Raw genomic sequence first — 23,370 nt, forward strand, 5'->3', positions numbered from 1 at the left:
TCAGGCCGGGGTACGTAAATTCCGCAGTGTGGTGAGGGGCGGGTGCCCATAGGTAGCGCGGTATGCGGCCGCGAAGCGACCGGCGTTGCCGAAGCCCCAGCGCTTGGCGATGGATCCGACCGTCTCCTTGGCATCACCGCTCTGCAACTCGGCGTGCGCACAGGCCAATCGAACGTCGCGCAGGTAGGCCATCGGCGTGGTGTTCAACTGGCGACGAAACGCCAACTGCACCGCGCGCACGGTGACGCAGGCGGCATCCGCGATGTCATCGATGCAGATGTCGGCAGCGGGGGAGGACTCAATGAAGGCGATGGCCCGACGAAGCGTTTCGGAGTATCCGTCCCGCTCGCTGCGAACGATCGCCGGCATGTCGCCGTCCGTTCGCGACCACAACGCGAGCGTGGTCGCGACCAGCAGTCGCTCCAGCGCATCAACCACCACGGCCGCGGGTATCGGTCCGTCGCTCGTCACGGTCTTGCGGATGTGGTGATACGCCCGCGACCAGGCTTGTGCCGCGTCGTCGGAGGGTGCGGTGGCCGGCAGCGGGGGCAGTGTGGCGGCGGCGCCCGCGGTGACCTCGGAGAGCAGCGCCGGACGGATGACCGCCAGGTCCAACTGCGGATCCTCGAGTTTGATGCGCAATCGCTGACCCGGCCCGAGCAGGTACATCTGGCCGGGCCCGAAAACCTGCGCCTGACCATCCGTCAGCACCGTGATCCGTCCTGCCTCCAGGCGGCCGACGTGCCAGGCGCCGAGTGGGTCAACGCTCAGCTCACAGTTGGTGCGGGAACTGATGCGATCCAGCCGGGCATTGTGCAGCGCAACCTGGGTGATGCGCATCCACTGCGGCTCACCCTGGCAACGCAGATGAACCCGGGCGTACTCTCGACCGATCAACGCGGCCAGCGCGGACGGTCCCTCGGCTCGCTGTACGCGCACACGTTCGGGAACGGGAGGTGGGCGGTCGGCTACAAATAGAGCGGCCATGGCGGCACTTCCTGGCATGCGACAAACAGGCAGCCGCGCCTTGACCGGTAAACGTCACGATAACCGTTTTGCGGTTGCCGTGCGATCCCCGGGTAGTTCGACCGAGGGAGGCGAGATGACTCAGGAGACGGACCGGCTACTGGAAGCGATGCGCACCCGGTTGGCGGGCATCGCAAGCTCGCTGGACGACCTCGAACAGCGCCGAGCGGTGGTGATGGGCGCGGCCGCCGCGCAGGGCGATCGGGTATCGGCGTACAGCCGTGTCGACGGGTTGCGCACCCGGCTGGAGGAGGCCGAGGCAGAGCTGGATGGTTTGCGGATCGCCATGGCCAACCGCGGCGTGATCGAACGCGCCAAGGGGATGCTCATGGTGCGGTTGTCGGTGGACGAGGACGCCGCATTCGAGCATCTCCGGGAGGCCTCCATGCGGCTCAACCGGCGGGTGGCCGACGTCGCGGCCGATGTGGTGAGCAGCCGCGCCGGGGCAGACGTGATGTCGTGAGCGACGAGCTCACCAGAAGCACCGTTGGCCGTGCGGCAAGGGTAGGCCAATGAGCGAGGCCGACCGGGTCGTGGTGGTCGGCGCCTCCGCCGGGGGCGTGGAGGTGCTGCGGGAGTTCTTTGGGCACCTGCCCGCCGATCTGTGCGCCTGCGTGTGCGTGGTGCTGCACATCCCGCCCGACGCGCCCAGCGCGCTGGCCCCGATTCTGAGCCGGGTATGTCCGCTGCAGGTACGATCCGCGGCTCCCGAGATGCCGCTGACCGCCGGCACGGTAGTGGTCGCGGTGGCCGACCATCACCTGTTGGTCGGCCCCACCCGGGTGGGCCTGAGTTCGGGCCCGCGGGAGAACGGTTACCGCCCCGCGGTGGATGTGTTGTTCCGCAGCGCGGCACGGTGGTGGGGCCCGCGGACCGTCGCTGTGGTGCTGTCCGGGGCGTTGGACGACGGCGCTGCGGGCGCGCACGCGGTGGCCGCCCGGGGCGGCGTGGTGCTGGTGCAGGACCCAAAGACGGCGATGTATTCGGGGATGCCGTCGGCGGCTCGGGCGGCCGTCCCGGACTCGGTGGCGGCAACCCCCGAGCAATTGGCGGCAGCGGTGGTCGAGCTGTGCAAGCAGCCCGTGGATGAGGCGGCCGTGCCGCCGCTGGATCCGGTCCTGTTGGTGGAGACGGGGGTGGCCGAGTTGGACGAGGACGCTCATGCCGATCCTGATCGACCCGGCCGTCCGGCCGGCGTTGCCTGCCCGGACTGCCAGGGCGCGATGTTCGAGATTCAAGAGGGCACCTTGATCCGCTATCGGTGCCGGGTGGGGCACGCCTGGTCCCCGGAGACCCTGCTGGTCGAGCAGGTTTCCGCGGTCGAGGCGGCGCTGTGGTCGGCGATCCGCTCACTGGAGGAGCGGGCCGCGGTGCTCCGCAAACTCAGCCACCGCGACGGCGGCACGTTCCAACGGGCGCATCAGCAACGAGCGGCCGAGGCGGACGCCTCGGCGGCGGTGATCCGCGGGCTGCTGCGGGAGGGGCGGGTCGGGCCGGCGGTCGCCACCTGAGCGCGCCGGGGGGGTAACGTGCCGGCATGTCCGAGGAGTCCCGGGAGTTCGAGGAACTGCTGGAGTTCCTACGCGACGCCCGTGGCTTCGACTTCACCGGCTACAAGCGGCCGAGCCTCATGCGGCGGGTTACCCGTCGCATGGAGCTCATCGGCAGCAAGGGCTACGCGGAGTACCAGGACCACCTGGCGATCAACCCCGACGAATTCGGGGCCCTTTTCGACACGATTCTGATCAACGTCACCGGCTTCTTCCGGGACCAGGACGCATGGTCCCATCTTGGCTCCACGTTGCTGCCGGAGCTGCTGGCGAACCAACCGAACGACTCTCCGATCCGGGTGTGGAGTGCCGGCTGCGCGACCGGTGAGGAGGCCTACTCGGTCGCCATGGTGCTCGCCGAGGCACTGAGCCCGGACGCCTTTCGCCAGCGGGTGAAGATCTACGCCACCGACATTGACGAGGGCGCCCTGGCGGTGGCCCGCACGGCCGCCTACGGCGAACGCGAGATGCGCCCCGTGCCGCCGGACCTGCGCGAACGCTATTTCGATCAGGCGGGCGGTAATCGGTGGGCGTTCCGTCCGGACTTCCGCCGCTGCGTGATTTTCGGCCGCAACGAGCTGGTTTCCGATGCGCCGATCAGTCGCGTCGACCTGCTGGTTTGCCGCAACACGTTGATGTACTTCAACGCCGAGACGCAGGCGAAGGTGCTGGACCGGTTCCATTTCGCGCTGCGGCCCGACGGCGTGCTCTTTCTCGGTAAGGCTGAGATGTTGCTCTCGCACAGCACGTTGTTCGGGCCGGTGGATCTGCGCCGTCGCTTTTTCCGGCCGGTGCGGCGTGCGGGAGGTGGCGCCCCGGCGCTCACCTCGCGGGCGTTGCTGGAGCGGACGGCTCCGCTCGGGGTCGACCGGTTGCACCACCAGGCGATGATGGTCAGTCCGGTGGCCACGCTCTTGGTCGATGCGGACGGGGTGCTGGCCGGGATGAATCCCCGCGCGGAGTCGCTGTTCGGACTGGCCGCCCATGGCGTTGGCCGCCCGATGCGCGAGCTGGAAATCGCCTTCCGACCGGTGATGTTGAGCCCCGCCATCGATCAGGTGCTCGCCGAGCGCCGACCGGTTTGGTTGCGCGAGGTCGAATGGGACCGCTCCGCCGAGGACCACCGGGTGTTGGACCTACTGGTCGCGCCGCTGCTCGGCGGCAACGGGGAGGGGATCGGGGTGTCCGTCATGGGGACTGACGTCACCCGGTACCGCGACCTGCAGAACGACCTGGAATCGGCCAACCGGCAACTGGAGACCGCCTACGAGGAGCTGCAGTCCACGGTCGAAGAGCTGGAGACCACCAACGAGGAACTGCAGTCCACGGTCGAGGAACTCGAGACCACGAACGAGGAACTCCAGTCGACCAACGAGGAATTGGAGACGATGAACGAGGAGCAGCAGTCGACCAACGACGAGCTGCGCTCGATCAACGACGAACTGCGCGATCGCACCCAGGAACTGCACGACGCCGGCGAGTACACCGAGGCCATCTTGGCCAGCCTGCGCTCCGCGGTGATGGTGGTGGACCGGGAGTTCATCGTGCGCACCTGGAACGCCCGGGCCGAGGACTTCTGGGGGCTTCGGGCGGGTGAGGTCGTCGGCCGGCAGCTGCTGTCGCTGGACAGCGGACTACCGGTGGAGGCCATCAAGCCGATGATCCGCCGGTTGCTGCTCGACGAGTCGAGCGGGGAGCTGCGCATGGATGCGATGAACCGGCGCGGCCGCACGGTGGAGATCCGCGTGGTCGGCTCGGCGCTGCGCGAGGCGGGCGGCGAGCCGAGCGGGGTGGTGCTCGTGGTGGACGAACTGCCGACTTTGGACGAGGCGAGCAACGGCCCCGCCGAGGGCTGATCAGGCGGGTATCCGCTCGATCCGGATCACCTGTTCCAAGCCGCTGATCTGCACCACGCGATCCACCAGGGACCCGGCCCGGACCCGCAGCGAGAAGTCCACGTGGTCCTCGACCAGGCCGAACAGCGCGGCCAGACCGCGGCCGTCCAGGAAGTTCAGCTGAGTCACGTCCACCACCAGCGAGCCCCGATCGCGGCGGGCTCGGGCGCTGACCGCGCGCCGAAAGGACTGCTCGCTGACCACGTCGAGATCGCCGAACAGCATGAGGCCGTCGGGCAGGGTGCGCGCCCACAGGCCTTCCCCCATGGGCGCGAGCCGGGATTCGGAGGTAACCATGTCATACAAGATAATAGACGTCTCGCGATACAGTAAACTTCTATTTGTTGCTACAGGTATCAGTCGCCCGTTTGCCGCTCATCCTCGAGCTCGGTGATGCGCTCCCGAGCCGCGCCGAGGTCGTCCTGCAGCGCCAGGACGCGCGCGGCGCCCTCCAGGCTCAGGCCCTCGTCGAGCAGTGCACGCATGCGGGTGGCCAGCTCGAGTTGGCGACGCGAATAGAGTCGGTGACCGCCGACGGAGCGCTCCGGCGAGATCAGTCCTGCCGCGTCGAGTCGGCGCAGGAACGCGGGCTGCACGCCGAGCAATTCGGCGGCCCGGCCCATGGTGACGGAGGGGTAATCGTCGTCATCCAGGCGTTCAACCTTGCTCAACCCCACCTACCTCCAGGCCGGCGGACAACTCCGCTGATGGCTCCAGAGTATCTACAACCGAGATGGTAGGTCTGTTCAGTCCGCGTGGGTGGCGAAATGCTCGACCATGGCGGCGCAGAACGCCGGCAGGTCGTCGGGCTTGCGGCTGGTGACAAACGGGCCGTCCACGACGACCTCTTCGTCCACCCATTGGCCACCGGCGCGCTCGATGTCGGTGCGCAGACTGGGCCAGGAGGTCATTTTGCGACCGGCCACCACGCCGGTCTCCACCAGGCTCCACGGGCCGTGGCAGATCGCCGCGACCGGCTTGCCCGCCGCGACCATGGCGCGCACGAAGCCCATTGCTTCGGAGTCCATACGCAACCGGTCCGGGTTCACCGTGCCGCCGGGCAACAGCAGTGCGTCGTAGTCCTCGGGCAGTGCTTCCTGCAGTGATCGATCGACCTTCAGGTCCCCGGCCGGGTTCAGGTCGGAGTCCTGCGACTGTACGGTGCCGGCCCGCGGCGAGATCAGGTCCACCGCGGCATCAGCGGCCTCCAGTGCGCGGCGGGGCTGTTCGTACTCGACGCGTTCCACGCCGTCGGTCGCCAGGATCGCGATCCGTCTGCCGGTGAGCGTGTCGGCCTTCATGAGGCGGGTGTACCCGCGGGCTTTGCCGGCATGCCCCGAAGACCATGGGGAAGGCCAGGGCAGAGGCCGGAAAGTTAGGGGAAGGAGCAGTCCGTGAGCACAGACGCCATCGTCATGCTGCGTGAGGACCACGATGAGGTGAAGCGCGTTTTCCGGGAGTTCCAGGCAGCCGGGGACAACGCCAAGGTCGGCAAGGCGCGCCTGGTGGACAAGATGATCGAGCTACTCACCGTGCACACGTACCTGGAGAACGAGTGCGTTTATCCACAGGTGCGCTCGCTGGTGCCGGACCTGAACTCCGAGATTTTGGAGTCTTTCGAGGAGCACCATGTCGCCGACGTGCTGTGCATGGAGTTAGCGGCGATGACCCCGGACAACGAGCACTTCGATGCCAAGGTCAGCGTCCTCATCGAGAACGTGACGCATCACATCGATGAGGAGGAGACCGGCTGGTTCCCGCAGGTGCGCGAAGCGCTGGGCCGGAAGGTCTTGCAGGAGATCGGTGCACAGATGCTGCAGATGCGACCGAACGCGCCCACCCGGCCGAGCCAACCGAGTGCGTTGAAGAAGGCCGTCGACGCGGTGCTGTCCTGACGAGTGTTCGGGCGCGGGGCGGGTAGTCGAGGTAGTAGCCAGGAAAGGAGGCCGACATGGCGGACATGAACAAGAAGTCCGATGTGATGGGTCAGGGCAAACAGGAGCCCGGCGAGGATGTCATGGGACGCGGCAAGCAGATGGCCACCGACAATGACGTGATGCCGGACGAGGGCAAGCAGAAGATGACCGAGGCCAAGGACAAGGCCGAGGACATCGGGGAGAACGTGCGGCGCTGATCACCGCTCGATGCCCCGGCACCGCGGTGTCGGGGCATCGTCATGTCCGGGTCAGACGTGCTCGTCCGCGGGCAACTCCGGTGCACACTCGCCGACCCGGCTGAAGCCGATCAACGACGCCACCAGCGTCAGCACCGCGAAGGCGGCCGCGCACAGGTAGGCGTGCTGCAGGCCGCGGCTGAAGGCGCCGGCGGTGCGGGTCGTCCGGTGCCCGCGCAATACGGCGTTACGCGCGGACCCGAGGCCGTTCAACGTCAGCGTGCCGAACAGCGCGACGCCCAACGAGTTGCCGACCTGGCGGAACATGCTGGTGACCGCGCCGGCCACTCCGGCCCGTTCCCTGGGCAGTCCGGACACCGCGGCGTTGGTAATCGGCGCGTTCACCAAACCCACCCCAGAGCCGATGCACACGTAGCCGGCGATCAGTGCGGGCAGGGCGTTGTGTCGCACTCCGACCAGCAGGGCGAGGGAACCCAGCAACATCGCCACGGACGCCGCCGCCACCGGCCGCCTTGGCCCGTGTGTCGCCGTCCACCGCCCGGACAACGGGGACAGCACCAGGTTGCCGATGGTGGCGGGCACCACCACCAGGCCCGCGGTCAGCGGGCTGTAGCCGCGGATGTCCTGCAGATACAGGGTGTTCACGAACAGAAAGCCCGCGTAGATCACGAACGCGGTCGCGGCCACGATCGCCGCGGTGCTGAACGCGCGGCTGCGGAACAGAGCCGGCGCCAGCAGCGGTTCGGCGACGTGCCGCTCGGCGATCACGAACGCCACCAGGGTCACCGCGCACGCGACGAACAGCGCGAGCACCCGCGGCGCCGTCCAGCCCGCGGCGGTGGACTCGATGAACGCACAGATGCCCGCGAAAAGCGCCACGCCAATGAGCACCTGACCCACCGGGTCGAGTCTGCGGGTGCGGTCACCGGCCCCGCTGGGGGCGTGACGGTTCGTCAGAACCAATGCCAGGGCGACCACCGGCAGATTGATCCAGAACACACTGCGCCAGCCGGCGGTCTGCACCAGCAAGCCGCCCAGCGGGGGACCGAGTCCGGTGCTGGCCGCGGTGGTGCCGCTCCAGATGCCGATGGCGCGGGCGCGATCGCCCGGATCGGGGAAGGCGTCGGAAACCAACGCGAGGCTGCTGGGTACCAGGAAGCAGCCGCCGGTGGCCTGCAGCACCCGGGCCGCGATGAGGAACTCCGAGCTCGGGGCGACGCTGCACAACAGCGAACCGAGACCGAACACCAGCAAGCCGTACTGCAGCACCCGGCGCCGGTCGAACCGGTCGCCCAGTGCGCCGGCGGTGAGCAACAGGGCGCCGCGCACCACGACGTAGCCGTCCACCACCCACTGGAGTTGGGCGGCCCCGGCGTTCAGGCTGCGCCCGATCTGGGGCAGCGCGACGTTGGCCACGGAGTTGTCCAGCGTGGACATGAACAACGCCAGGCACGCGGTGAACAGCACCATCCGCGGGTGCGACGCGGAGCCCGCCGGGCGGGTCGGGCTCTGGAGCTCAGGACTTGGGATAGAGGTGGTCCTTCAGCAGGCCCGCCAGATGCACGGCGTTGGCGACAGCGGTGCGCGTGGTGTCGCGGGTCTTCTCGGGTTTGGGTTCCAGGTCCTTGTAGTCGGTCGAACCCATGGCCTCGCCCACCCAGTATGTGCCGGCCGCCGGCGCGACCGAGAAGCCGACGTCGTTGAGCGCCTGCAGGGTCTCCGCGACCACGTGGTGGGCACCGTCCTCGTTGCCGACGACGGCCACCAGGGCCACCTTGCCGGACATGGTCGGCCGACCGGAGGAATCGGTCTCGGACAGCTCAGCGTCCAGCCGCTCCATCGTCATCTTGGCCACCGAGGCCGGTTGACCCATCCAGATCGGGGTGGCCAACACCACGATCTCCGAGCGCAGCAGCTGCTCCCGGATCGTCGGCCAGGCGTCACCGTCGCCCTCGTCAACGCTCACGCCGAACCGCACGTCGTGATCCACCACCCGGATGAGGTTGCCGGACACGCCGTGTTCGGCGAGTTCGTCCAGCACCTCGCGGGCCAGAATCTCCGTCGACGATGGCGTCGGGCTCTTCTTCAGGGTGCACACCAGTGCAAGCGCGTTGGTCATGCGGTGCGCATTCCCCAACCGGGGATGCCGATGCGCTCCGGGTTCAGGCGACGGCGCTGGAGGGCGGTACGCCTGGCTGCACCCGCTCGATCGTGAGGATCCGGTCCATGCCGCTGTACACCAGCACCCGGTCGACGATCGAGCCCGCCAGCACCCGCAGCGAGAGGGTGAGCTCCGGGTCGTTGGCCATCGCGTACAGCGCGCCGATGCCGCCGCTGTCCAGGAAGTTGAGCGCAGTGAAGTCAACGGTCAGCGCGCCACCCTGGCGGCAAGCCTGGGCGGTCACCGCGCAGCGGAACTGGCGCTCGGTGGCCAGGTCGACGTCGCCGTGGAAGGTCATGGCACCCGGTTCGACCCGGGCCCACAGACCTTGGCCGATGACCACCAGGTCAGCGGCGGTTGCTTCGATATCCGGGGTCACCACGAGCTCCGATACTGGGGCGCGATATGGCGGCATCGCGGCGCCGATAAGTTGCCCCTGTAGCTAGAGGTTGTCGCGGTGTTACCCCACGCTAGCGGCGGGCAAACGACATGTCCGGCGTGTCGTGCTGAGGTACGTTTTTCCGGCCTCAGAACTGCGGATCGAGCACGCTGGGGAACCGTGGCGCCCGCTTCTCCCGGTGCGAGGCCAGGCCCTCCACCACATCGTCGCCGCCGAAGCCGAGGAACTCCAGCGCCAGCGAGGCGTCGAAAATCGGCCCGGCCTGCCGGTACCAGTGGTTGAGCGTGTGCTTGGTGAACCGCAGTGCGGGCTGGGCCATGTTCGACAGCTGCACGGCCACCTCCAGCGCCTTGTCCTGCAGCTGGTCGTCGTCCACGCACAACGAGACCAGTCCGATGCGCTCGGCCTCCTCGCCGGTCACCGTCTCGCAGGTGAGCAGGTAGTACTTGGCCTTGGCCATGCCGCAGAGCAGCGGCCAGCAGATCGCCGCGTGGTCGCCGGCGGCCACGCCGAGGCGGGTGTGCCCGTCGATGATGCGTGCGGTGCGCGCGACGATCGACACGTCGGACAGCACACCCGCGACCAGGCCTGCGCCCACCGCCGGGCCGTGCATGGCGCTGACGATGATCTTCGAGCAGTTGATGACGTTCCACACCAGGTCACGGGCCTCGCGCAGCACGCCCATGCGCTTGCCGGTCTGGCCGATCATGGAGTCGACGAGCTCGAAGCTGCCGCCGGCCGAGAAGCCCTTGCCCGCGCCGCGCAGGATCGCCACCCGGGTGTCCGGATCCTTGTCCACGTCCAGCCACACGTCGCAGAGCTCGCGGTGCCCGTCCGGGGACACCGCGTTGAGCCCCGGACCGTCCAGCGTGATGCGCAGGATGCCGTCTGCCGGACGGTCGAAGGTCAGGGTCGGGTAGACGGCGGCGAAGTCGATGGCCATAAGGGTCCTTTCGGGACGGGTCAGCGGCGGGCGGCGGGCTTGGCGTCGCGGACGGTACGGGCGATCTCGCTCCACCTGCCGAGGTGCTCCGGGTGCCGCGTCAAGTCGTCGACGGTGAGGTAGGAGATGACCCGTTCGGCCAAGCCGCCGTAGCGGGTCACCAGCCGGTCGGCGATCTCATCCCAGGGGCCGATGACCGCGTAGTGGTCGAGCATCTCCTCGGTGATGGTGTTGGCCAGCGCGTCGATGTCGCCGGCCTTCAGCGCGGTGTTCAGCGCCTCCGAGACGCCGTCGAAACCGAGGTCGGTGAACTGGAACGCATAGTTCTTGGTGGACCCGTAGAAGCCGATCTGCTTGCGGGCTCGGCGCACCAGGAACGCACGCTCCTCGGGGGTGTCGCCGGGTATCACGAACACCGGGATCAGCAGGTCCACCTCCGCGGGGGAGCGCCCGACCTTGTCCGCACCGAGCTGCAGGTCGGGCAGCAGGCGATGCTCGAGGTAATGCATGGAGTGCAGCGGGTGGACGTGGATGCCGTCGGCGTACTGGCCCGCCATCGCCACCATCCACGGACCCACCGCGGAGATGTCCACCTTGATATCCCCGTAGGCGTGCAACTGCGGGCTGAACGCCTCCGGCAGCAGGGTCAGGTCGTAGTGCTTGCTGTGGTGGTCGAGTTTCTTCTCCCGCCGGAACGCCGCCAGGATGTCCTTGACCGCGAGCAGGTAGTCGCGCATGCGCGGGCCGGGCGGGTCGAAGGCGGCGCCGTAGCGGCGCTCGATGTGCGCCCGCACCTGGCTGCCCAGCCCCAGCCGGTAGCGGCCGTTGGTGTTGTCCGCCAGCTCCCAGGCGATGTTCGCGGCGATCATCGGGCTCATCGGGAAGGCCACCGCGATGCCGGTGGTGAACGTCAGCGACGGCGCGGCGGTGGCCGCGGCCGCGATGCTCATCCACGGGGTCTGACCGGTGTCGACGAAGGTCATCCCGGTGAACCCGGCCTGCTCGGTGCGCCGGGCCAGTTCGGCCACCTCGGTCCACCGGCTCGGGCCGACCATCACATCGAACTTCATGAGCTCTCCCTGTCGCAGGTGTGATGGGTCCTCAGGCCATGGTCAGGCCGCCGCTGACGGACAGCGTCTGGCCGGTGATGAAGCGCGCGCCGTCCGACGCCAGGAACACCACGGCGGGCGCGATGTCGTCCGGATCGGCCAGCCGGCGCATGGGGATGGCCTTCTTCAGCGCGTCGACGAACTTGTCGCCGGTGCCCAGCTCCCCGGCCATCCGGTGGATCAGCGGGGTGTCGGTGGGTCCGGGGCACACCACGTTGACGGTGATGCCGTGCTTGGCGACCTCGCGGGCCACGCTCTTGGAGAAGGCCACCACCGCGCCCTTGGCGCCGGCGTAGACGGCCTCCAGCGAGGAGCCGACCCGGGCCGCATCGGAGGCCACCGACACAATGCGCCCACTGCCGCGCTCGATCATCCGCGGCAGCACCGCGTGCACGGTGTTCAACGGGCCGCGGTAGTTGATCGCGATGACCTTGTCCCACAGGTCCGGGGTGCTATCCACGAACGGCACGAAGCGGTCCCAGCCGGCCACGTTGATCAGGCTGACGATGGGGCCGAGCTCGGTCTCCACCGAATCGACGGCCGCCTTTACCGCGGCGGTGTCGGAGACGTCCACCCCCAGACCGACGTGGCCGTCGCCGGCCAGCTCGCCCGCCAGCGCCAGCGCCGGCTTCTCGTCGAGGTCGAGCACCACCACTCGACGCCCATCGGCCGCGAGGTGGCGGCACACCGCGGCCCCGATCGCGCCCGCGCCACCGGTAACCACCGCGATCTCGGCCATAGCCGATCCCCTCGCTACTCAAACCTACTAAGGAGTAGCGCGAGCCTAGCCCTCTCCATCCACACGCCGCCGGGCCCCTCTGACGGTGGACCTGCGCAAGTCACCCGAGTGTGCAGTTGTGCAGCCCTAACGCCTCGGAAAACCTGCACGACTGCACACTCGGGGAGAATTACGCCGCGTGGCCGAGGTAGCGGGCGAACAGGTCCTCGCCGTCAAGTTCGCCGGGTTCGCCGGCGAAGACGATCTGACCCTTCTGCAGCAGGTAGACGTAATCGGCCAGGGCCAACGCCTTGGTCACGTACTGCTCGACCAGCAGCAGGCTGGCGCCGCCGGCCGCGAGGCGGTGCAGGAACTCGAAGATCTCATCGACGATGATCGGCGCGAGGCCCATGGAGACCTCGTCGAGCAGCACGGTGGTCGGGTTCTGCACGTAGGCCTTGGCCAGGGCCAGCATCTGCTGCTCACCGCCGGACATGGTCCCGGCGACCTGGCTCAAGCGCTTGCCCAGGATGGGGAACGCCTCGGCGGCCTTGGCGATCGCAGCCTGTTCCTGCCCGCGCTGGGACTGCACCACGATGTTCTCCCGCACGGTCAGCCCCTGGAACACCCCGCGGCCCTCGGGGATGTGGCACACCCCGTGCTTCACCAGCTCGTGCGGGGGTGCGCCCGTTACGTTGCGGCCGTTGACCAGCAACTCCCCGGCCTGCGGGGGCAGCAGCCCGGCGGCCACCCGCAGCATCGTTGTCTTGCCCGCGCCGTTGGCGCCGAGCAGCGCGACCACCGACCCGGCGGGCACCACCAACGTGATGTCGTGCAGCACCCTGCTGGTGCCGTAGCCGGCGGACAGCTCACGCAGCTCGAGCATGCGACTTCACCTTTCCGGCAGGTTGGCTTACACGCCGCAGACCGGCTTGGCGCCGACCGGCGCGGACCAACCCTTGGTGGTGAGCAGTTCGTAGAACACGCAGCCGTTGCTCTTCGGCAGGCCGGCCCCGAACGTCAACGGCCCGGTCAGACCACCGAGGTTGTTGTTGTGGATCTTGTGCAGCCCGTCGATGATCATCGCCGAGGTCAGCGTGCCCTGTGCGGCGCTGCCGAGCTCGGCCACTGCGGCCTCCACCAGCTTCGCCGCGGTCCACATCTGCACTGAGGAGCCGGAGGTCTGCTCGCCCGGCGCGTACTTGGCGATCGCGTCCTGGTACGCCTTCAGGCCCGGCGTCGAACTCTCCGTCCAGGGCGCGGTGCCCGTCGCGGTGGCCAGGGTGAACTGACGCAGCGTCGGATCCGTGGACTGGCCGGGGGAAATCGTGCCGCCGAGGCCGCCCATGGCGGGTTGATATCCGATCGCCTGGCAGGAGCGGGCCACCCGGGCCATCTCGGTGCCGTCCATGCCCAGCAGCAGTTGTGTGACGCCGGCGCTCTTCGCGCTCTGGCACTGGGCGGTGAAGTCCGTCTGGGTCAGCGAGATCGCCGAGCTGTAATCGAAGGTCGCGCCCGCCCTCTTGGCCAGGACCTTGGCGACCGAGTTTAGGTAGGTGCACGCCTTGACCTCGACGCAGTACAACAGCCCGGCCTTGGTCCTGCCGGCGGCCACGTTCTGCTTGATGATGCCGACCGCTTGATCGTCGACGCTGGCGCCCTGCGGGAACAGGTACGGGCTGGACCCGTACCATTCCGGCGCGATGATGTCGCCGCCGACGGCCGGTACCTTGTTGGCCTCCAGACCCTGCTTGAAACCGGCCATGCTGAAGTCGTTGTGCCCGCCGGTGAAGGCGATGACGTGGTCGTCCTTGACGAACTGCGAGATCAGCGCGGAGGAGCGCGCCGGGTCACCGGCATCGTCGCCGAAGTAGAGCTTGACCGGGTGGCAGGCCAGCCCGCCGCGGTCATTGACGTCCTTGACCCAGATCGCCAGCGCCGTGCGGCCGCCGGTCCAGGCCGGTCCGGTCACTCCGGAGAACGTGCCGACCTGCCCGATCGCCACCGGGTCGCCCTGCTTGGTGCACGTCGCGGGGGCACCCGCCGCCGCGGCCGATTGCGTGGTGACGGGGTTCTTCTTGGCGCCCGCCTTGGTCGGCGTGGTGGCGCTGGCCGCTCCGGCCGCCGGGCTGGTGCCCGTCGCGGTGGCTGCGCCGCCCGCCGGTGCCGTGCCGCCGGTTTCCGCGGCGGGGGCCCCGGCCACCGGGGCCGCGGCGGTGGCGCCACTGGCGCTGACCGCGGATGCGGCGCCGGCGGCTGCCGCCTGCTTGATCTGGTCGAGCATCGCGGGGGTCAGCGAACCGGTGCCCCCGGACTCGGCCGCGATCTGCGTATCGGAGGCCCGCGTGCCGCAGGCACTGAGCAACAACAGGCCGGCGGTGAGGACCGCCGGGATTCGGCGCCATGTCTTGTTCATCGATTCGCTCCCAGCGCGGAGGGGGTGCGTGCCGCGGGCCCGGCAGACAGCCGCGCGGCGGTGGTGCTCTCCCGACGCCAGGCCCACTGCTGCGCCAGGTGGCGCAGTGGCACGTCCGGTCGGGTAGTGGCGAAGACCGCGGCGAGGATCGCCGCGGCGCCGAAGAGGGTTTGCAACGCGTCGTTCCAGCCGTGGTTGTAGGCCGGCAGGACGAACACCAGCACCGGTCCGAGGACCGCGCCGACGATGGTGGAGTGACCGGCGGCGGCCAGCACCGCCAGCAGGATCAACGACATCACGAAGTTGAACCCGGTACCGCCGACGGAGCCGAACTGGCCGGCGTAGAGCGCGCCGGAAATGCCGGCGAGGAACGCCGAGATGCAGAACACCAGCACTCGGGTCACGTTGGCCGAGGTGCCCAGTGTGGCCAACGCGGTCGGGGAGTCGCCGAGGCTGCGCAGCAGTCGACCCAGTCGGCTGTTCTGGATGGCCAGGATCAGCGCGATGCCGACCACCGCGAAACCGAGCAGCAGGTAGTAGTAGCGGGTGTCGGAGGAGAAACCGTGCGGCCGCTGAGTCTGCAGGTCGGCCAGGCCGAACATGTAGCTCTTCGTGTAGAAGAACTGCGCGATGAAGATGCCGAAGCCCAACGTGGCCAGTCCGAGGAACAACCCGGACAGCCGGATCGCGGGAATGGCCACGATCGCGCCGACCGGGACGGTGATGAGCCCGGCCCACAGCACGGCGAGCCACCACGGCACCCCGCCGCCGACGGCGTGCGCGAAAGCCGCGCCGCCGACCGCGGCCAGCGCCACCTGACACAGCGACACCTGGCCGGAGGTGTGCACCAGCAGGCCGAGGGACAGGAACAGCAGCACCTGGCTCATCGCGGAGATCCACACCGGCAGCCGGGTACCCACCACGTGGGGTACCAGCAAGGCGCCGAGCAGCACCACCGCGCCGCCGCCGAGGCGCAGCCGTGGCGGCAGGTGCAGCGGCGGGGCGGTACGCGCGCGCACCTGCCCGCCCAGGTCGCCCAGCCGATGACGGCCGAGCACCAGCAACGCGATGAACAGCACGATGAACGGCAGGTTGAAGTCCAGGCCCTGCAACCACTCGTGGCTGGCGGTCTCCTTGGACACCAATTTCTGCGCGATGCCGATGCCGATGCCGCCGGCGTAGGCCATCGGCAGGCTGCGGAACGCGCCCAGGGCGGCCGCGCCGAAGGCCTGCACCACCAGCAGAGCAAGGAAGGTGACATCCAGTTCCTGTTGCTGGGAGGCCAGCAGCACACCGGACGCGGCGGCGAACACCGAGCCGATCACCCAGGCCTGACGGCGGACCGCGGCCGGGGCCACCCCGGCGGTGTCCAGCAGCGCCGGGTCGTCCACGACGGCGCGCATCATGGTGCCCAGTCGAGAACGTTCGACCAGCAGGTACAACGCGAGCGCCGAGGCCGCGACCACGATGAAAATGATCACCGAGTCCTTCGCCACGGCGACCCCGGAGATGCTGAACGCCTTGTCGCGCGGCAGGAACGCCTTGAACTGGCGGAAATCCGAGCCGTAGATCCAGGTGATGACCGCGCGGACCAGCAGCAGAATGCCGATGGTGCCGACGATCTGATAGGACACCGGTACCCGCGCCAACCGCCGGGCCATCGCCTCCAGAATCAGGCCGAGCACCACGCCGAACAAGCCGATGGCGATCAACCCGGCAAGCACGCGGGACATCCCGTGTTGGTCGCGCAGCTCGTAGAACACATAGGCGGCGGCGGCGCCCAGCGCGCCGTGGCCGAAGTTGAACAAACCCGAGGTGCGGTAGGTCAGCACCAAGCCCATGGCGGCCAGGCCGTAGATCGAGCCGTACACGACGCCGAAGACCAGATAGGGCACGTAGTTATGCATGACGGCCGCCCCCACCGGTGGCGGCCGGCAGGCACACGCCGCACGCCTGCAGGCCCGCCTTGGCGAGGTCGGACTCCGCGGCGAAGGTGGCCTTTTTCCCCTGCAGCATCAGACAATCCGCGCCGTGGTAGTGACGCATACCCGGCGCCACGCCGAACCCGACAGCCACCTCCGCGGTGGGCGCCGCGACCCCGGCCACCGCGGCACGTTCGCCCGCGCTCACCCGGCGGTCGATCTCCGCGTACACCGCGCGACGCAGCTGGCTGATCCGAATCATCGCGGCCAGCAGCCAGACCACCATGCCCATACCGCCGACGATCAGCCCGATGATGCCCAGCGCCAGCCATCGGGTTTGTCGCTCCAGCGCGACCGCGTCGCTGATGCCGAACCAACCGACCACCAACAACACCAGACCGATAACGATGAACAGGCCGGGCAGCAGCGCATCCCGACGTGCCCACGGCTCCCGTCCGTCGTGCAGGGCAACCGGACGGTGGGAGGCCGCCCGCCGCTTCGCCGACGCGCGGGTACCGCTGATCGGGATCGAGGTCATCGACCGGCGCCGGCCGTCGCCGCCCCGATCGGCTCACCCGTGGCGTCGAGGCGGTGGCGCATGGCGCGCAGTTCGCGCCATTGGTCGCGCAGGTCCGCGGACAACCACAGCATCCCGCCCATGCCGAGCAGGAAGACCCCGCCCAGCCCCTCCGAGGCTATGTACGGCAATTGCTTGGACACGAAGCCGGTGTCGCTGACGTGGTACCAGCCGACGATCAGCAGGATCGCCCCGGCGAGCGCCGCGCTGATGGCGGCCACCCGGTCCCACTGCGCCTGCAGAACTTTGACCAGGTCCATCAGCGCACTCCTCGATAGGCCAGCAGCACGGTGCCGACCAGTGCGGACAGGCCGACGGCGGCCACCAGCGAGTAGATCCAGCCGACGTCGGGCTGCTTCTGGCCGGCCGTGGCGGCGGCCAGGGTGGTGAAGTCAACGGTGGGCGGCACGTGCACGGTCAGCGCGGGGTTGCCGGCCGGCGCCGTGCTGAGACCGGTGGTCGGGGTGCCCCCCGTGCCCGGCGGCAGCAGGCCCGCCGTGGCCGGCGTGCTCACCGCGGGGGCGCCGGCGGCCGGGGTGGTGCCGGCCGGGGCGCCGGTGCCGATCGAGGGCTGCTGCTCGCCCCCACCCGCGTAGGTGATCTCGGCCTTGACCAGACCCAACGCCAACGTCACCGGGGTCTCCCCGGAGAACCCACCGGGCGTGCCCGGCGGCGGGGCGGGCAGCGTGGTGTTGATCTGCAGCCCGGCGCCCGTGATGCCGTTGGTCGTCTGCTGGGGCTGTTGATAGACCGTGTGGTACCCGGCCTTGGTCAGCGCGGCGACCACGTCGGCGACCGGCACTTCGGTGTCATTCGCCGACTGCCCGGGCGCGATCACCCGGAACTTGCCGTCGACCAGGCTGATGGCCGGCGGGGAGATTTTCTGGCTCGGTCCGTTGGTTCCGGGCGGTGGCGGCAGGGTCAAGGTCAGACCGGTTGCGGACAGGCTGGTGAAGGCCAGTTCCGACGATCGGGTCAGCGTGCCGGAGGCGTCCCGGCCGGCCATCGCCGTCGCGTGCAGGCCGCTGATCACCAGGTCGTCGCCGAGCCGGATGAGGTTCGCCTCGGTGGACCCATCGGCGGTGACGGTGTCGCCGTCGCGCAGCACCCGGGCGGTGGAGATGGCCCCGACGCTGTCCCCGCCGCCGGTCGCGCTGGCCTGGGTCAGCGTCTGGGCGCTCTCCGCGCGCAGATCAATACCGGGGTAGCTCAGCCGCGCCGGGGGGTCGCCCAGGCTGGTGGTGACGATGAACGGATACGCCGGCAATGGCGCGCCGGTGCTGCCCGCGACGGTGCTGGGCAGACTTTGGCCCGCGTCCCCCGGGTACGGCGTGGAGGCCATGGCATCGGACTGCTCGATGGAGTTCTGCGTGGCGATCGCGTACGGACCGGAAACCTCGGGTTGGATGCCCAACGGCACCGACTCGTTGCTCAGATACATGCGCAGCCCACCGGCCTCGGTGCTGGCCGAGTAGGTGGAATCAGCGGCGGCGCGCCCGCCCGGCAGCAGCACGACCGCACCGGTAAGTGCGACGACGGCGGCAAGCGACGCCATACGCGTGGCGTACGTCATAGGCGGAATATACGGATATGACGGCTGAATGGAACCCGGGTCCGCATAAATCCCCTCCCTTCGCGGGCATGAAGGGGCCTAGTTAAGGGGACGGTTAAACGCCTTTTGGGTTCGGAGCACAATCAGCGGACGAAGAAGCTCACCTGGTGCGCCTCGTCCATTTCGGCATCGAGGGTTTGCGCCTCGAGGATGTAGGCGGCGTCCGGCTCCAGGAACACCCGGGCTCCCTGCTCGTTGAGCACCTGGTCGTCGGGCTGCGGCCCGGCCGCCACGCTCAACGTCAATACCGGCCCGTGTTGGCCGTTGTGCGATTCGCCGGTGGCGATGCGCAGTCCGGCATTGTTCGGTGAGTCGACGGTCAGGGCGTGCACGGCATTGCGGGCGGTCTCGGTCAAGTTCATCTGGCACTTCCTTCGGGCTGATGGTGGCGGGCGGGACACCCGTGGCGTGTCCGCTGGCCCTTACCCTCGCGCCGCGGGGCGAACCGCTTCGGCATTGCTGTGCGTCAGCCGGCGGGTGTATGCAAGGGGGCTCCCCACCAGCGACGGGACCGTGACCATGGCCCTTTATCCCCGACTGTTCGCGGCCATCTACAACCCGGTGCTGGCTTCGGGGGAGTTGGCCGGCATGCGCCGCATGCGCCACGACCTGGTGAGTCAGGCTCACGGCGCGGTGCTGGAGATCGGCGCGGGTACCGGGCTGAACCTGCGTCACTATTCCGATGCCGTCAAGGAACTCACGCTCACCGAGCCCGAGGACGCCATGCTCGCCAAGGTGCGCCGGGCCGCAGCCGGGCATCGGCTCGAACCGCGGGTGGTGCAGGCGCCGGCCGAGCACCTGCCGGTGGAGGACAACAGCGTCGACTTCGTGGTCAGCACGCTGGTGCTGTGCACGGTGGCGAATCCGACTGCCACGTTGACCGAGATCCGCCGGGTGTTGCGGCCGGGGGGGAAGCTGTTGCTGATCGAGCATGTACAGGCCACCGACGGCCGGGCGTTGCGCGCCGCGCAGAACCGGCTGCACCGGCCGTGGAAGGCCTTCGCCTGCGGTTGCAACTGCAACCTGGACACCGATTCGTTGCTGGCCGCGGCCGGTTTCAACACCGCGCCGTTGCGGGGTGGCAAATGGAAGCTGATGCCCCCACTGGTTCGTCCGTTGATCCTGGGGGCGGTCACCCCGCGTTTATGATTGCGTGCATAACGCCGACATCCCCTGAAGGAGTTCCCGGTGGCCAGTCGGACCGACGTCCGCGCGCGCATGATCAGCGCCGGTGAGGAACTGCTCAGCCAGCGTGGTTACGGCGTCACGATGTTGGACGTCATCGGGCGCGCCGACGCACCGCGCGGCTCGATCTATTACCACTTCCCGAACGGGAAGCTCGAGCTCGCCATCGAGGTGGTCGACAAGGTGCGTCGCGAGGTGGGCGAGCTGGTCACCCACTACTCGCGCAAGATCGCCGAGCCGGTCCCGTTCCTGCAGAAACTGGTCGATTTCCACCGCAAGCGGCTGGTCAACTCCGGCTATGAGCTGGGCTGTCCGCTGATGGGCATCATCACCAGCGGCGAGATCGAGTCCCCGGAGCTGCAGGCGGCCATCACCGAGGCGTTCGGGGTGTGGATCGGCGCGATCAGCGGGGAGTTGATGGCCAAGGGCCTGACCGAGGCGCAGGGCAATCAGCTCGCCTCGCTGGTGGTCACCGGGATCCAGGGGTGCATCGTGGTGGCCCGGGCCAAGCACTCCGCGACGCCGTTTCACGAGTTCAGCAAGTCGATCCCACTGCTGGTGACCGGCGTGCTCGCCGCCGACGCCGGCTGACGGGCCGTCAGCCGGTCGCGGCGGCCAACGCGTCGAACTCGGCCTGGCTGAGTTCGACCTGCGCCGCCGCGATGTTCTCCTCCACATGGGCCACGCTGGAGGTGCCGGGGATCGGCAGCATGACCGGGGAGCGGCGCAGCAGCCAGGCCAACGCCAGCTGCGAGGGCGAGGCCCCGTGCTGCTCGGAGATCTCGGCCAGCGGCCCACCGGGTTTGCTCAGCTCACCGGTGGCCAGCGGGAACCACGGGATAAAGCCGATGTTGTTCCTCTCACTGTGCTCCAGCAGCGCCTCGGCGCTGCGGTTGGACAGGTTGTAGAGGTTCTGCACGGTGGCGATGGTCGCGGTTTTTTGCGCCTCGAGCAGCTCCTCGACGGTGATCTCGGACAGCCCGATGTGACCGATCTTTCCCTCGTCCTGCAGGGCCTTGAGCTCACCGACCGAGTCGGCCACCGGTACCTGCGGGTCGATGCGGTGCAGCTGGTAGAGCGGGATCTGCTCCAGGCCGAGGTTGCGCAGGCTCATCTCGCACTGCTGGCGCAGGTACTCCGGACGACCCACCGGCTGCCAGATGCTCGGGCCGTGCCGGGTGAGGCCGGCCTTGGTGGCAATCACCAGGTCGGCGGGATAGGGATGCAAGGCCTTGCGGATCAGCTGCTCGGAGACCACCGGACCGTAAGAGTCCGCGGTATCGAGAAAGTTCACCCCGAGTTCGACCGCGCGGCGCAGCACGCGTACCGCCTCGTCCGGGTCGGCTGGGTCACCCCACACGCCGGGTCCGGTGAGCTGCATGGCGCCGTAGCCCAGCCGCACCACGGGCAGCGTGCCGCCGATGCGGAACTCGCCGGCGGCGCGGGCGGGGGCGGTGGACGTGGTCATGGCTGTTCCTCCGGCGGTTGACGGTGCTCCTCGAGGTCAAGGCCGCACCCTGCCGACACATTCCCGGTCCGGGAATCGACGCGGCTGGAATGGACTTGAACTCAATGGAGAACCGAACTCGAGATCTGGCGGATGCATGCCCACCCCTTCCGAAGCCGACCTGCATTTCTACTTCGACCCGGTCTGCCCGTTTGCCTGGATGACAAGCAAGTGGGTTCGGTTGGTGCAGGCCGCGAAGGATTACCGGGTTGAGTGGAAGCTCATTTCGTTGCGCCTGGTCAACGAGCAGGTCGACTACGACGCCATGTTCCCGCCGGAGTACGAGGCCGGGCACAACGCCGGCCTGCGCATGCTGCGGGTGGCCGCGGCCGCCCGCGCCTCGCTGGGCCCGCAGGCCACCGACCGGCTGCAGCTCGCCTACGGCAAGCAGGTCTTCGACCGGCCCAAGTGGGCGAACACCGAGGAGCGCCTGGCGGTCACCGGTAACTCCCCGATGGTGACCGCCGCGCTGCAGGACGCGGGACTGTCGCTGGAATTCCTCGACGCGCTGCACGATTCCTCGTGGGACGACGAGATCCGGCAGGAGACCAAGCAGGCGCGCGCGCTCACCGGCAAGGACGTGGGCACCCCGATCCTGCACGTGGACCCACCACACGGGGTGGCCTTCTTCGGCCCGGTGATCTCCCGCGAGCCGGCGGCCGCCGACGCCGTGGAACTGTGGGACCACGTGCTCGGCCTGGCCCGCTACGCCGGCTTCGCCGAGCTCAAGCGCAGCCTGCGGGAGCGCCCGCAGCTGGAGGTGTTCGGCCTGGACGCGAACACTGTCGGCAAGGTGGAGGATTGGCACGGCGGCAGTCGCCGTCAGCGAGTGCAATGAACCGGGAGGGAACATGACCGAGGCCGTCATCGTCGCCACCGCACGCAGCCCCATCGGCCGTGCGTTCAAGGGCTCGTTGACCACGATTCGCCCCGACGACCTCACCGCGCAGATGATCCGCGCGGCGTTGGCCAAGGTCCCGCAGTTGCCGATCGAGCAGGTCGACGACCTGATGCTCGGCTGCGGTCTGCCCGGCGGCGAACAGGGCTTCAACATGGCTCGAGTGGTGGCCGTGCTGCTCGGCCAGGACCGACTGCCCGGCACCACCATCACCCGCTACTGCTCGTCCTCGCTGCAGACCACCCGCATGGCGCTACACGCCATCAAGGCCGGTGAGGGTGACGTGTTCATCTCCGCCGGTGTGGAGACCGTCTCCCGGTTCGCCAAGGGCAGCAGCGACTCGCTGCCGGACACCCAGAACCCGTTCTTCGCGCAGGCGCAGGCACACAGCGAGGGCTACGGCGCCGCCGGCATCACCGCCTGGCACGACCCGCGCAACGACGGCGGCGTACCCGACGTGTACCTGGCGATGGGGCAGACCGCGGAGAACGTCGCGCTGCTCGAGGGCATCTCCCGCGAGGAGATGGACGCCTTCGGTGTGCGCTCGCAGAACCTCGCCGAGAAGGCCATCGCGGACGGCTTCTTCGCCCGCGAGATCTCTGCGGTGACGCTGCCCGACGGCACCGTGGTGGAGCACGATGACGGCCCGCGGGCGGGCGTCACGCTGGAGGCGGTGTCCCAGCTGAAGCCGGTGTTCCGTCCCGACGGCCGGATCACCGCGGGCAACTGTTGCCCGCTCAACGACGGCGCCGCGGCGGTCATCATCATGAGTGACACCAAGGCCCGCGAGCTCGGCATCGAGCCGCTGGCCCGCATCGTGTCCACCGGCGTCACCGGGTTGTCCCCGGAGATCATGGGGCTGGGCCCGATCGAGGCGTCCAAGCAGGCGCTGGGCCGGGCCGGCATGACCATCGACGACATCGACCTGGTCGAGCTCAACGAGGCGTTCGCAGCGCAGGTCATCCCCTCGGCCCGGGGGCTGGGGCTGGACCCGTTCGGGGACAAGCTCAACGTGCACGGCGGCGCGATCGCCGTCGGTCACCCGTTCGGCATGACCGGCGCCCGGATCACCGCCACGCTGCTCAATGGTCTGCAGGCCCGCGACGCCACGTTCGGCCTGGAGACCATGTGCGTGGGCGGTGGCCAGGGCATGGCCATGGTCATCGAGCGCCTGCGCTGACCTGGACACTATATCTGGACATAGTGTTCAGTTGTCGGCTATAACGGACGGCATGACCGTAACGGGGACTCCCGGCAACCGCACCGTGGACGTGATCGTTGCCGGGTCGGGGCACAACGGGCTGATCGCGGCCGCGT

At 68.9% G+C, this 23,370-nt stretch carries 27 protein-coding genes; 9 read left to right on the top strand and 18 right to left on the bottom strand.

Translation table 11 applies throughout. The annotated features are described in order from the left end of the window. Complete coding sequence (locus VGJ14_01345; GenBank protein HEY2831041.1) at nucleotides 1-939, bottom strand: AraC family transcriptional regulator; 939 nt, start codon at nucleotides 937-939, stop codon at nucleotides 1-3. Nucleotides 940-1,102: 163 nt separating this feature from the next. Here VGJ14_01345 and VGJ14_01350 point away from each other — a divergent pair, with 163 nt between their 5' ends. From VGJ14_01350 to VGJ14_01360, 3 genes are read left to right on the top strand one after another with little or no spacing between them, the layout of a single operon-like run. Then, on the top strand, nucleotides 1,103-1,489 hold the full coding sequence (locus VGJ14_01350) for an ANTAR domain-containing protein (protein ID HEY2831042.1): 387 nt from the start codon (nucleotides 1,103-1,105) through the stop codon (nucleotides 1,487-1,489). Between the two features lie 49 nt (nucleotides 1,490-1,538). Further along, entirely contained in the window at nucleotides 1,539-2,537 is a 999-nt protein-coding gene (locus tag VGJ14_01355) for a chemotaxis protein CheB (protein ID HEY2831043.1), read from the top strand. A 26-nt stretch (nucleotides 2,538-2,563) separates the two neighbouring features. Continuing rightward, entirely contained in the window at nucleotides 2,564-4,432 is a 1,869-nt protein-coding gene (locus tag VGJ14_01360; protein ID HEY2831044.1) for a CheR family methyltransferase, read from the top strand. Here VGJ14_01360 and VGJ14_01365 read toward each other — a convergent pair whose 3' ends face one another. The 3 genes from VGJ14_01365 to VGJ14_01375 form a co-directional block, all read right to left on the bottom strand. Beyond that, nucleotides 4,433-4,768, bottom strand: a complete 336-nt coding sequence (locus VGJ14_01365) for an STAS domain-containing protein (GenBank protein ID HEY2831045.1) — start codon at nucleotides 4,766-4,768, stop codon at nucleotides 4,433-4,435. A gap of 59 nt (nucleotides 4,769-4,827) precedes the next feature. After that, nucleotides 4,828-5,148 (bottom strand): MerR family transcriptional regulator, encoded by a 321-nt coding sequence (locus tag VGJ14_01370; protein ID HEY2831046.1) that lies wholly within the window; start codon nucleotides 5,146-5,148, stop codon nucleotides 4,828-4,830. Nucleotides 5,149-5,217: 69 nt separating this feature from the next. Next, on the bottom strand, nucleotides 5,218-5,772 hold the full coding sequence (locus VGJ14_01375; GenBank protein ID HEY2831047.1) for a type 1 glutamine amidotransferase domain-containing protein: 555 nt from the start codon (nucleotides 5,770-5,772) through the stop codon (nucleotides 5,218-5,220). Between the two features lie 93 nt (nucleotides 5,773-5,865). Here VGJ14_01375 and VGJ14_01380 point away from each other — a divergent pair, with 93 nt between their 5' ends. Both VGJ14_01380 and VGJ14_01385 read left to right on the top strand, forming a co-directional pair. Next, on the top strand, nucleotides 5,866-6,366 hold the full coding sequence (locus VGJ14_01380) for a hemerythrin domain-containing protein (protein ID HEY2831048.1): 501 nt from the start codon (nucleotides 5,866-5,868) through the stop codon (nucleotides 6,364-6,366). A gap of 56 nt (nucleotides 6,367-6,422) precedes the next feature. After that, complete coding sequence (locus VGJ14_01385) at nucleotides 6,423-6,605, top strand: hypothetical protein (protein ID HEY2831049.1); 183 nt, start codon at nucleotides 6,423-6,425, stop codon at nucleotides 6,603-6,605. Nucleotides 6,606-6,656: 51 nt separating this feature from the next. Here the strand turns inward: VGJ14_01385 and VGJ14_01390 are convergent, their stop codons facing one another. The 13 genes from VGJ14_01390 to VGJ14_01450 form a co-directional block, all read right to left on the bottom strand. After that, a complete protein-coding gene (locus VGJ14_01390) occupies nucleotides 6,657-8,075 on the bottom strand; it encodes an MFS transporter (GenBank protein ID HEY2831050.1) in 1,419 nt (472 codons plus the stop codon). A 46-nt stretch (nucleotides 8,076-8,121) separates the two neighbouring features. Then, a complete protein-coding gene (locus tag VGJ14_01395; protein HEY2831051.1) occupies nucleotides 8,122-8,724 on the bottom strand; it encodes an NAD(P)H-dependent oxidoreductase in 603 nt (200 codons plus the stop codon). 43 nt (nucleotides 8,725-8,767) lie between these two features. Then, on the bottom strand, nucleotides 8,768-9,145 hold the full coding sequence (locus VGJ14_01400) for an STAS domain-containing protein (GenBank protein ID HEY2831052.1): 378 nt from the start codon (nucleotides 9,143-9,145) through the stop codon (nucleotides 8,768-8,770). A 148-nt stretch (nucleotides 9,146-9,293) separates the two neighbouring features. Then, entirely contained in the window at nucleotides 9,294-10,109 is an 816-nt protein-coding gene (locus VGJ14_01405) for an enoyl-CoA hydratase/isomerase family protein (GenBank protein HEY2831053.1), read from the bottom strand. 20 nt (nucleotides 10,110-10,129) lie between these two features. Beyond that, on the bottom strand, nucleotides 10,130-11,179 hold the full coding sequence (locus VGJ14_01410) for a TIGR03617 family F420-dependent LLM class oxidoreductase (GenBank protein HEY2831054.1): 1,050 nt from the start codon (nucleotides 11,177-11,179) through the stop codon (nucleotides 10,130-10,132). A 31-nt stretch (nucleotides 11,180-11,210) separates the two neighbouring features. Next, nucleotides 11,211-11,957 (bottom strand): SDR family NAD(P)-dependent oxidoreductase, encoded by a 747-nt coding sequence (locus VGJ14_01415; GenBank protein HEY2831055.1) that lies wholly within the window; start codon nucleotides 11,955-11,957, stop codon nucleotides 11,211-11,213. A gap of 169 nt (nucleotides 11,958-12,126) precedes the next feature. Then, nucleotides 12,127-12,822, bottom strand: coding sequence for an ABC transporter ATP-binding protein (locus VGJ14_01420; protein ID HEY2831056.1), 696 nt, complete (start codon nucleotides 12,820-12,822; stop codon nucleotides 12,127-12,129). Nucleotides 12,823-12,849: 27 nt separating this feature from the next. Continuing rightward, nucleotides 12,850-14,352, bottom strand: a complete 1,503-nt coding sequence (locus VGJ14_01425) for an ABC transporter substrate-binding protein (protein HEY2831057.1) — start codon at nucleotides 14,350-14,352, stop codon at nucleotides 12,850-12,852. After that, nucleotides 14,349-16,259: an ABC transporter permease gene (locus tag VGJ14_01430; protein HEY2831058.1), complete on the bottom strand. Its 1,911-nt coding sequence runs from the start codon at nucleotides 16,257-16,259 to the stop codon at nucleotides 14,349-14,351. Before VGJ14_01430 ends, VGJ14_01425 begins: the two co-directional genes overlap by 4 nt. Beyond that, a complete protein-coding gene (locus tag VGJ14_01435) occupies nucleotides 16,252-16,812 on the bottom strand; it encodes a hypothetical protein (GenBank protein HEY2831059.1) in 561 nt (186 codons plus the stop codon). Before VGJ14_01435 ends, VGJ14_01430 begins: the two co-directional genes overlap by 8 nt. After that, nucleotides 16,809-17,111 (bottom strand): hypothetical protein, encoded by a 303-nt coding sequence (locus VGJ14_01440; protein ID HEY2831060.1) that lies wholly within the window; start codon nucleotides 17,109-17,111, stop codon nucleotides 16,809-16,811. The genes VGJ14_01435 and VGJ14_01440 overlap by 4 nt, the downstream gene beginning before the upstream one ends. Then, on the bottom strand, nucleotides 17,111-18,424 hold the full coding sequence (locus VGJ14_01445; protein ID HEY2831061.1) for a hypothetical protein: 1,314 nt from the start codon (nucleotides 18,422-18,424) through the stop codon (nucleotides 17,111-17,113). Before VGJ14_01445 ends, VGJ14_01440 begins: the two co-directional genes overlap by 1 nt. 122 nt (nucleotides 18,425-18,546) lie before the next feature. After that, a complete protein-coding gene (locus tag VGJ14_01450) occupies nucleotides 18,547-18,825 on the bottom strand; it encodes a hypothetical protein (GenBank protein ID HEY2831062.1) in 279 nt (92 codons plus the stop codon). A 157-nt stretch (nucleotides 18,826-18,982) separates the two neighbouring features. Here VGJ14_01450 and VGJ14_01455 point away from each other — a divergent pair, with 157 nt between their 5' ends. Together VGJ14_01455 and VGJ14_01460 are read left to right on the top strand one after the other, a co-directional pair. Next, entirely contained in the window at nucleotides 18,983-19,612 is a 630-nt protein-coding gene (locus VGJ14_01455) for a class I SAM-dependent methyltransferase (protein HEY2831063.1), read from the top strand. Nucleotides 19,613-19,651: 39 nt separating this feature from the next. Then, entirely contained in the window at nucleotides 19,652-20,239 is a 588-nt protein-coding gene (locus tag VGJ14_01460; GenBank protein HEY2831064.1) for a TetR/AcrR family transcriptional regulator, read from the top strand. A gap of 7 nt (nucleotides 20,240-20,246) precedes the next feature. On the opposite strand, the gene VGJ14_01465 is transcribed toward VGJ14_01460, so the two are convergent. Beyond that, complete coding sequence (locus tag VGJ14_01465; protein HEY2831065.1) at nucleotides 20,247-21,116, bottom strand: aldo/keto reductase; 870 nt, start codon at nucleotides 21,114-21,116, stop codon at nucleotides 20,247-20,249. A 136-nt stretch (nucleotides 21,117-21,252) separates the two neighbouring features. Here VGJ14_01465 and VGJ14_01470 point away from each other — a divergent pair, with 136 nt between their 5' ends. Both VGJ14_01470 and VGJ14_01475 read left to right on the top strand, forming a co-directional pair. Continuing rightward, complete coding sequence (locus tag VGJ14_01470) at nucleotides 21,253-21,993, top strand: DsbA family protein (GenBank protein HEY2831066.1); 741 nt, start codon at nucleotides 21,253-21,255, stop codon at nucleotides 21,991-21,993. Between the two features lie 13 nt (nucleotides 21,994-22,006). After that, nucleotides 22,007-23,233 (top strand): acetyl-CoA C-acetyltransferase, encoded by a 1,227-nt coding sequence (locus tag VGJ14_01475; GenBank protein HEY2831067.1) that lies wholly within the window; start codon nucleotides 22,007-22,009, stop codon nucleotides 23,231-23,233. The last annotated feature ends 137 nt before the right edge of the window (nucleotides 23,234-23,370 follow it).

Source organism: Sporichthyaceae bacterium (assembly GCA_036493475.1).
Taxonomy (GTDB): domain Bacteria; phylum Actinomycetota; class Actinomycetes; order Sporichthyales; family Sporichthyaceae; genus DASQPJ01.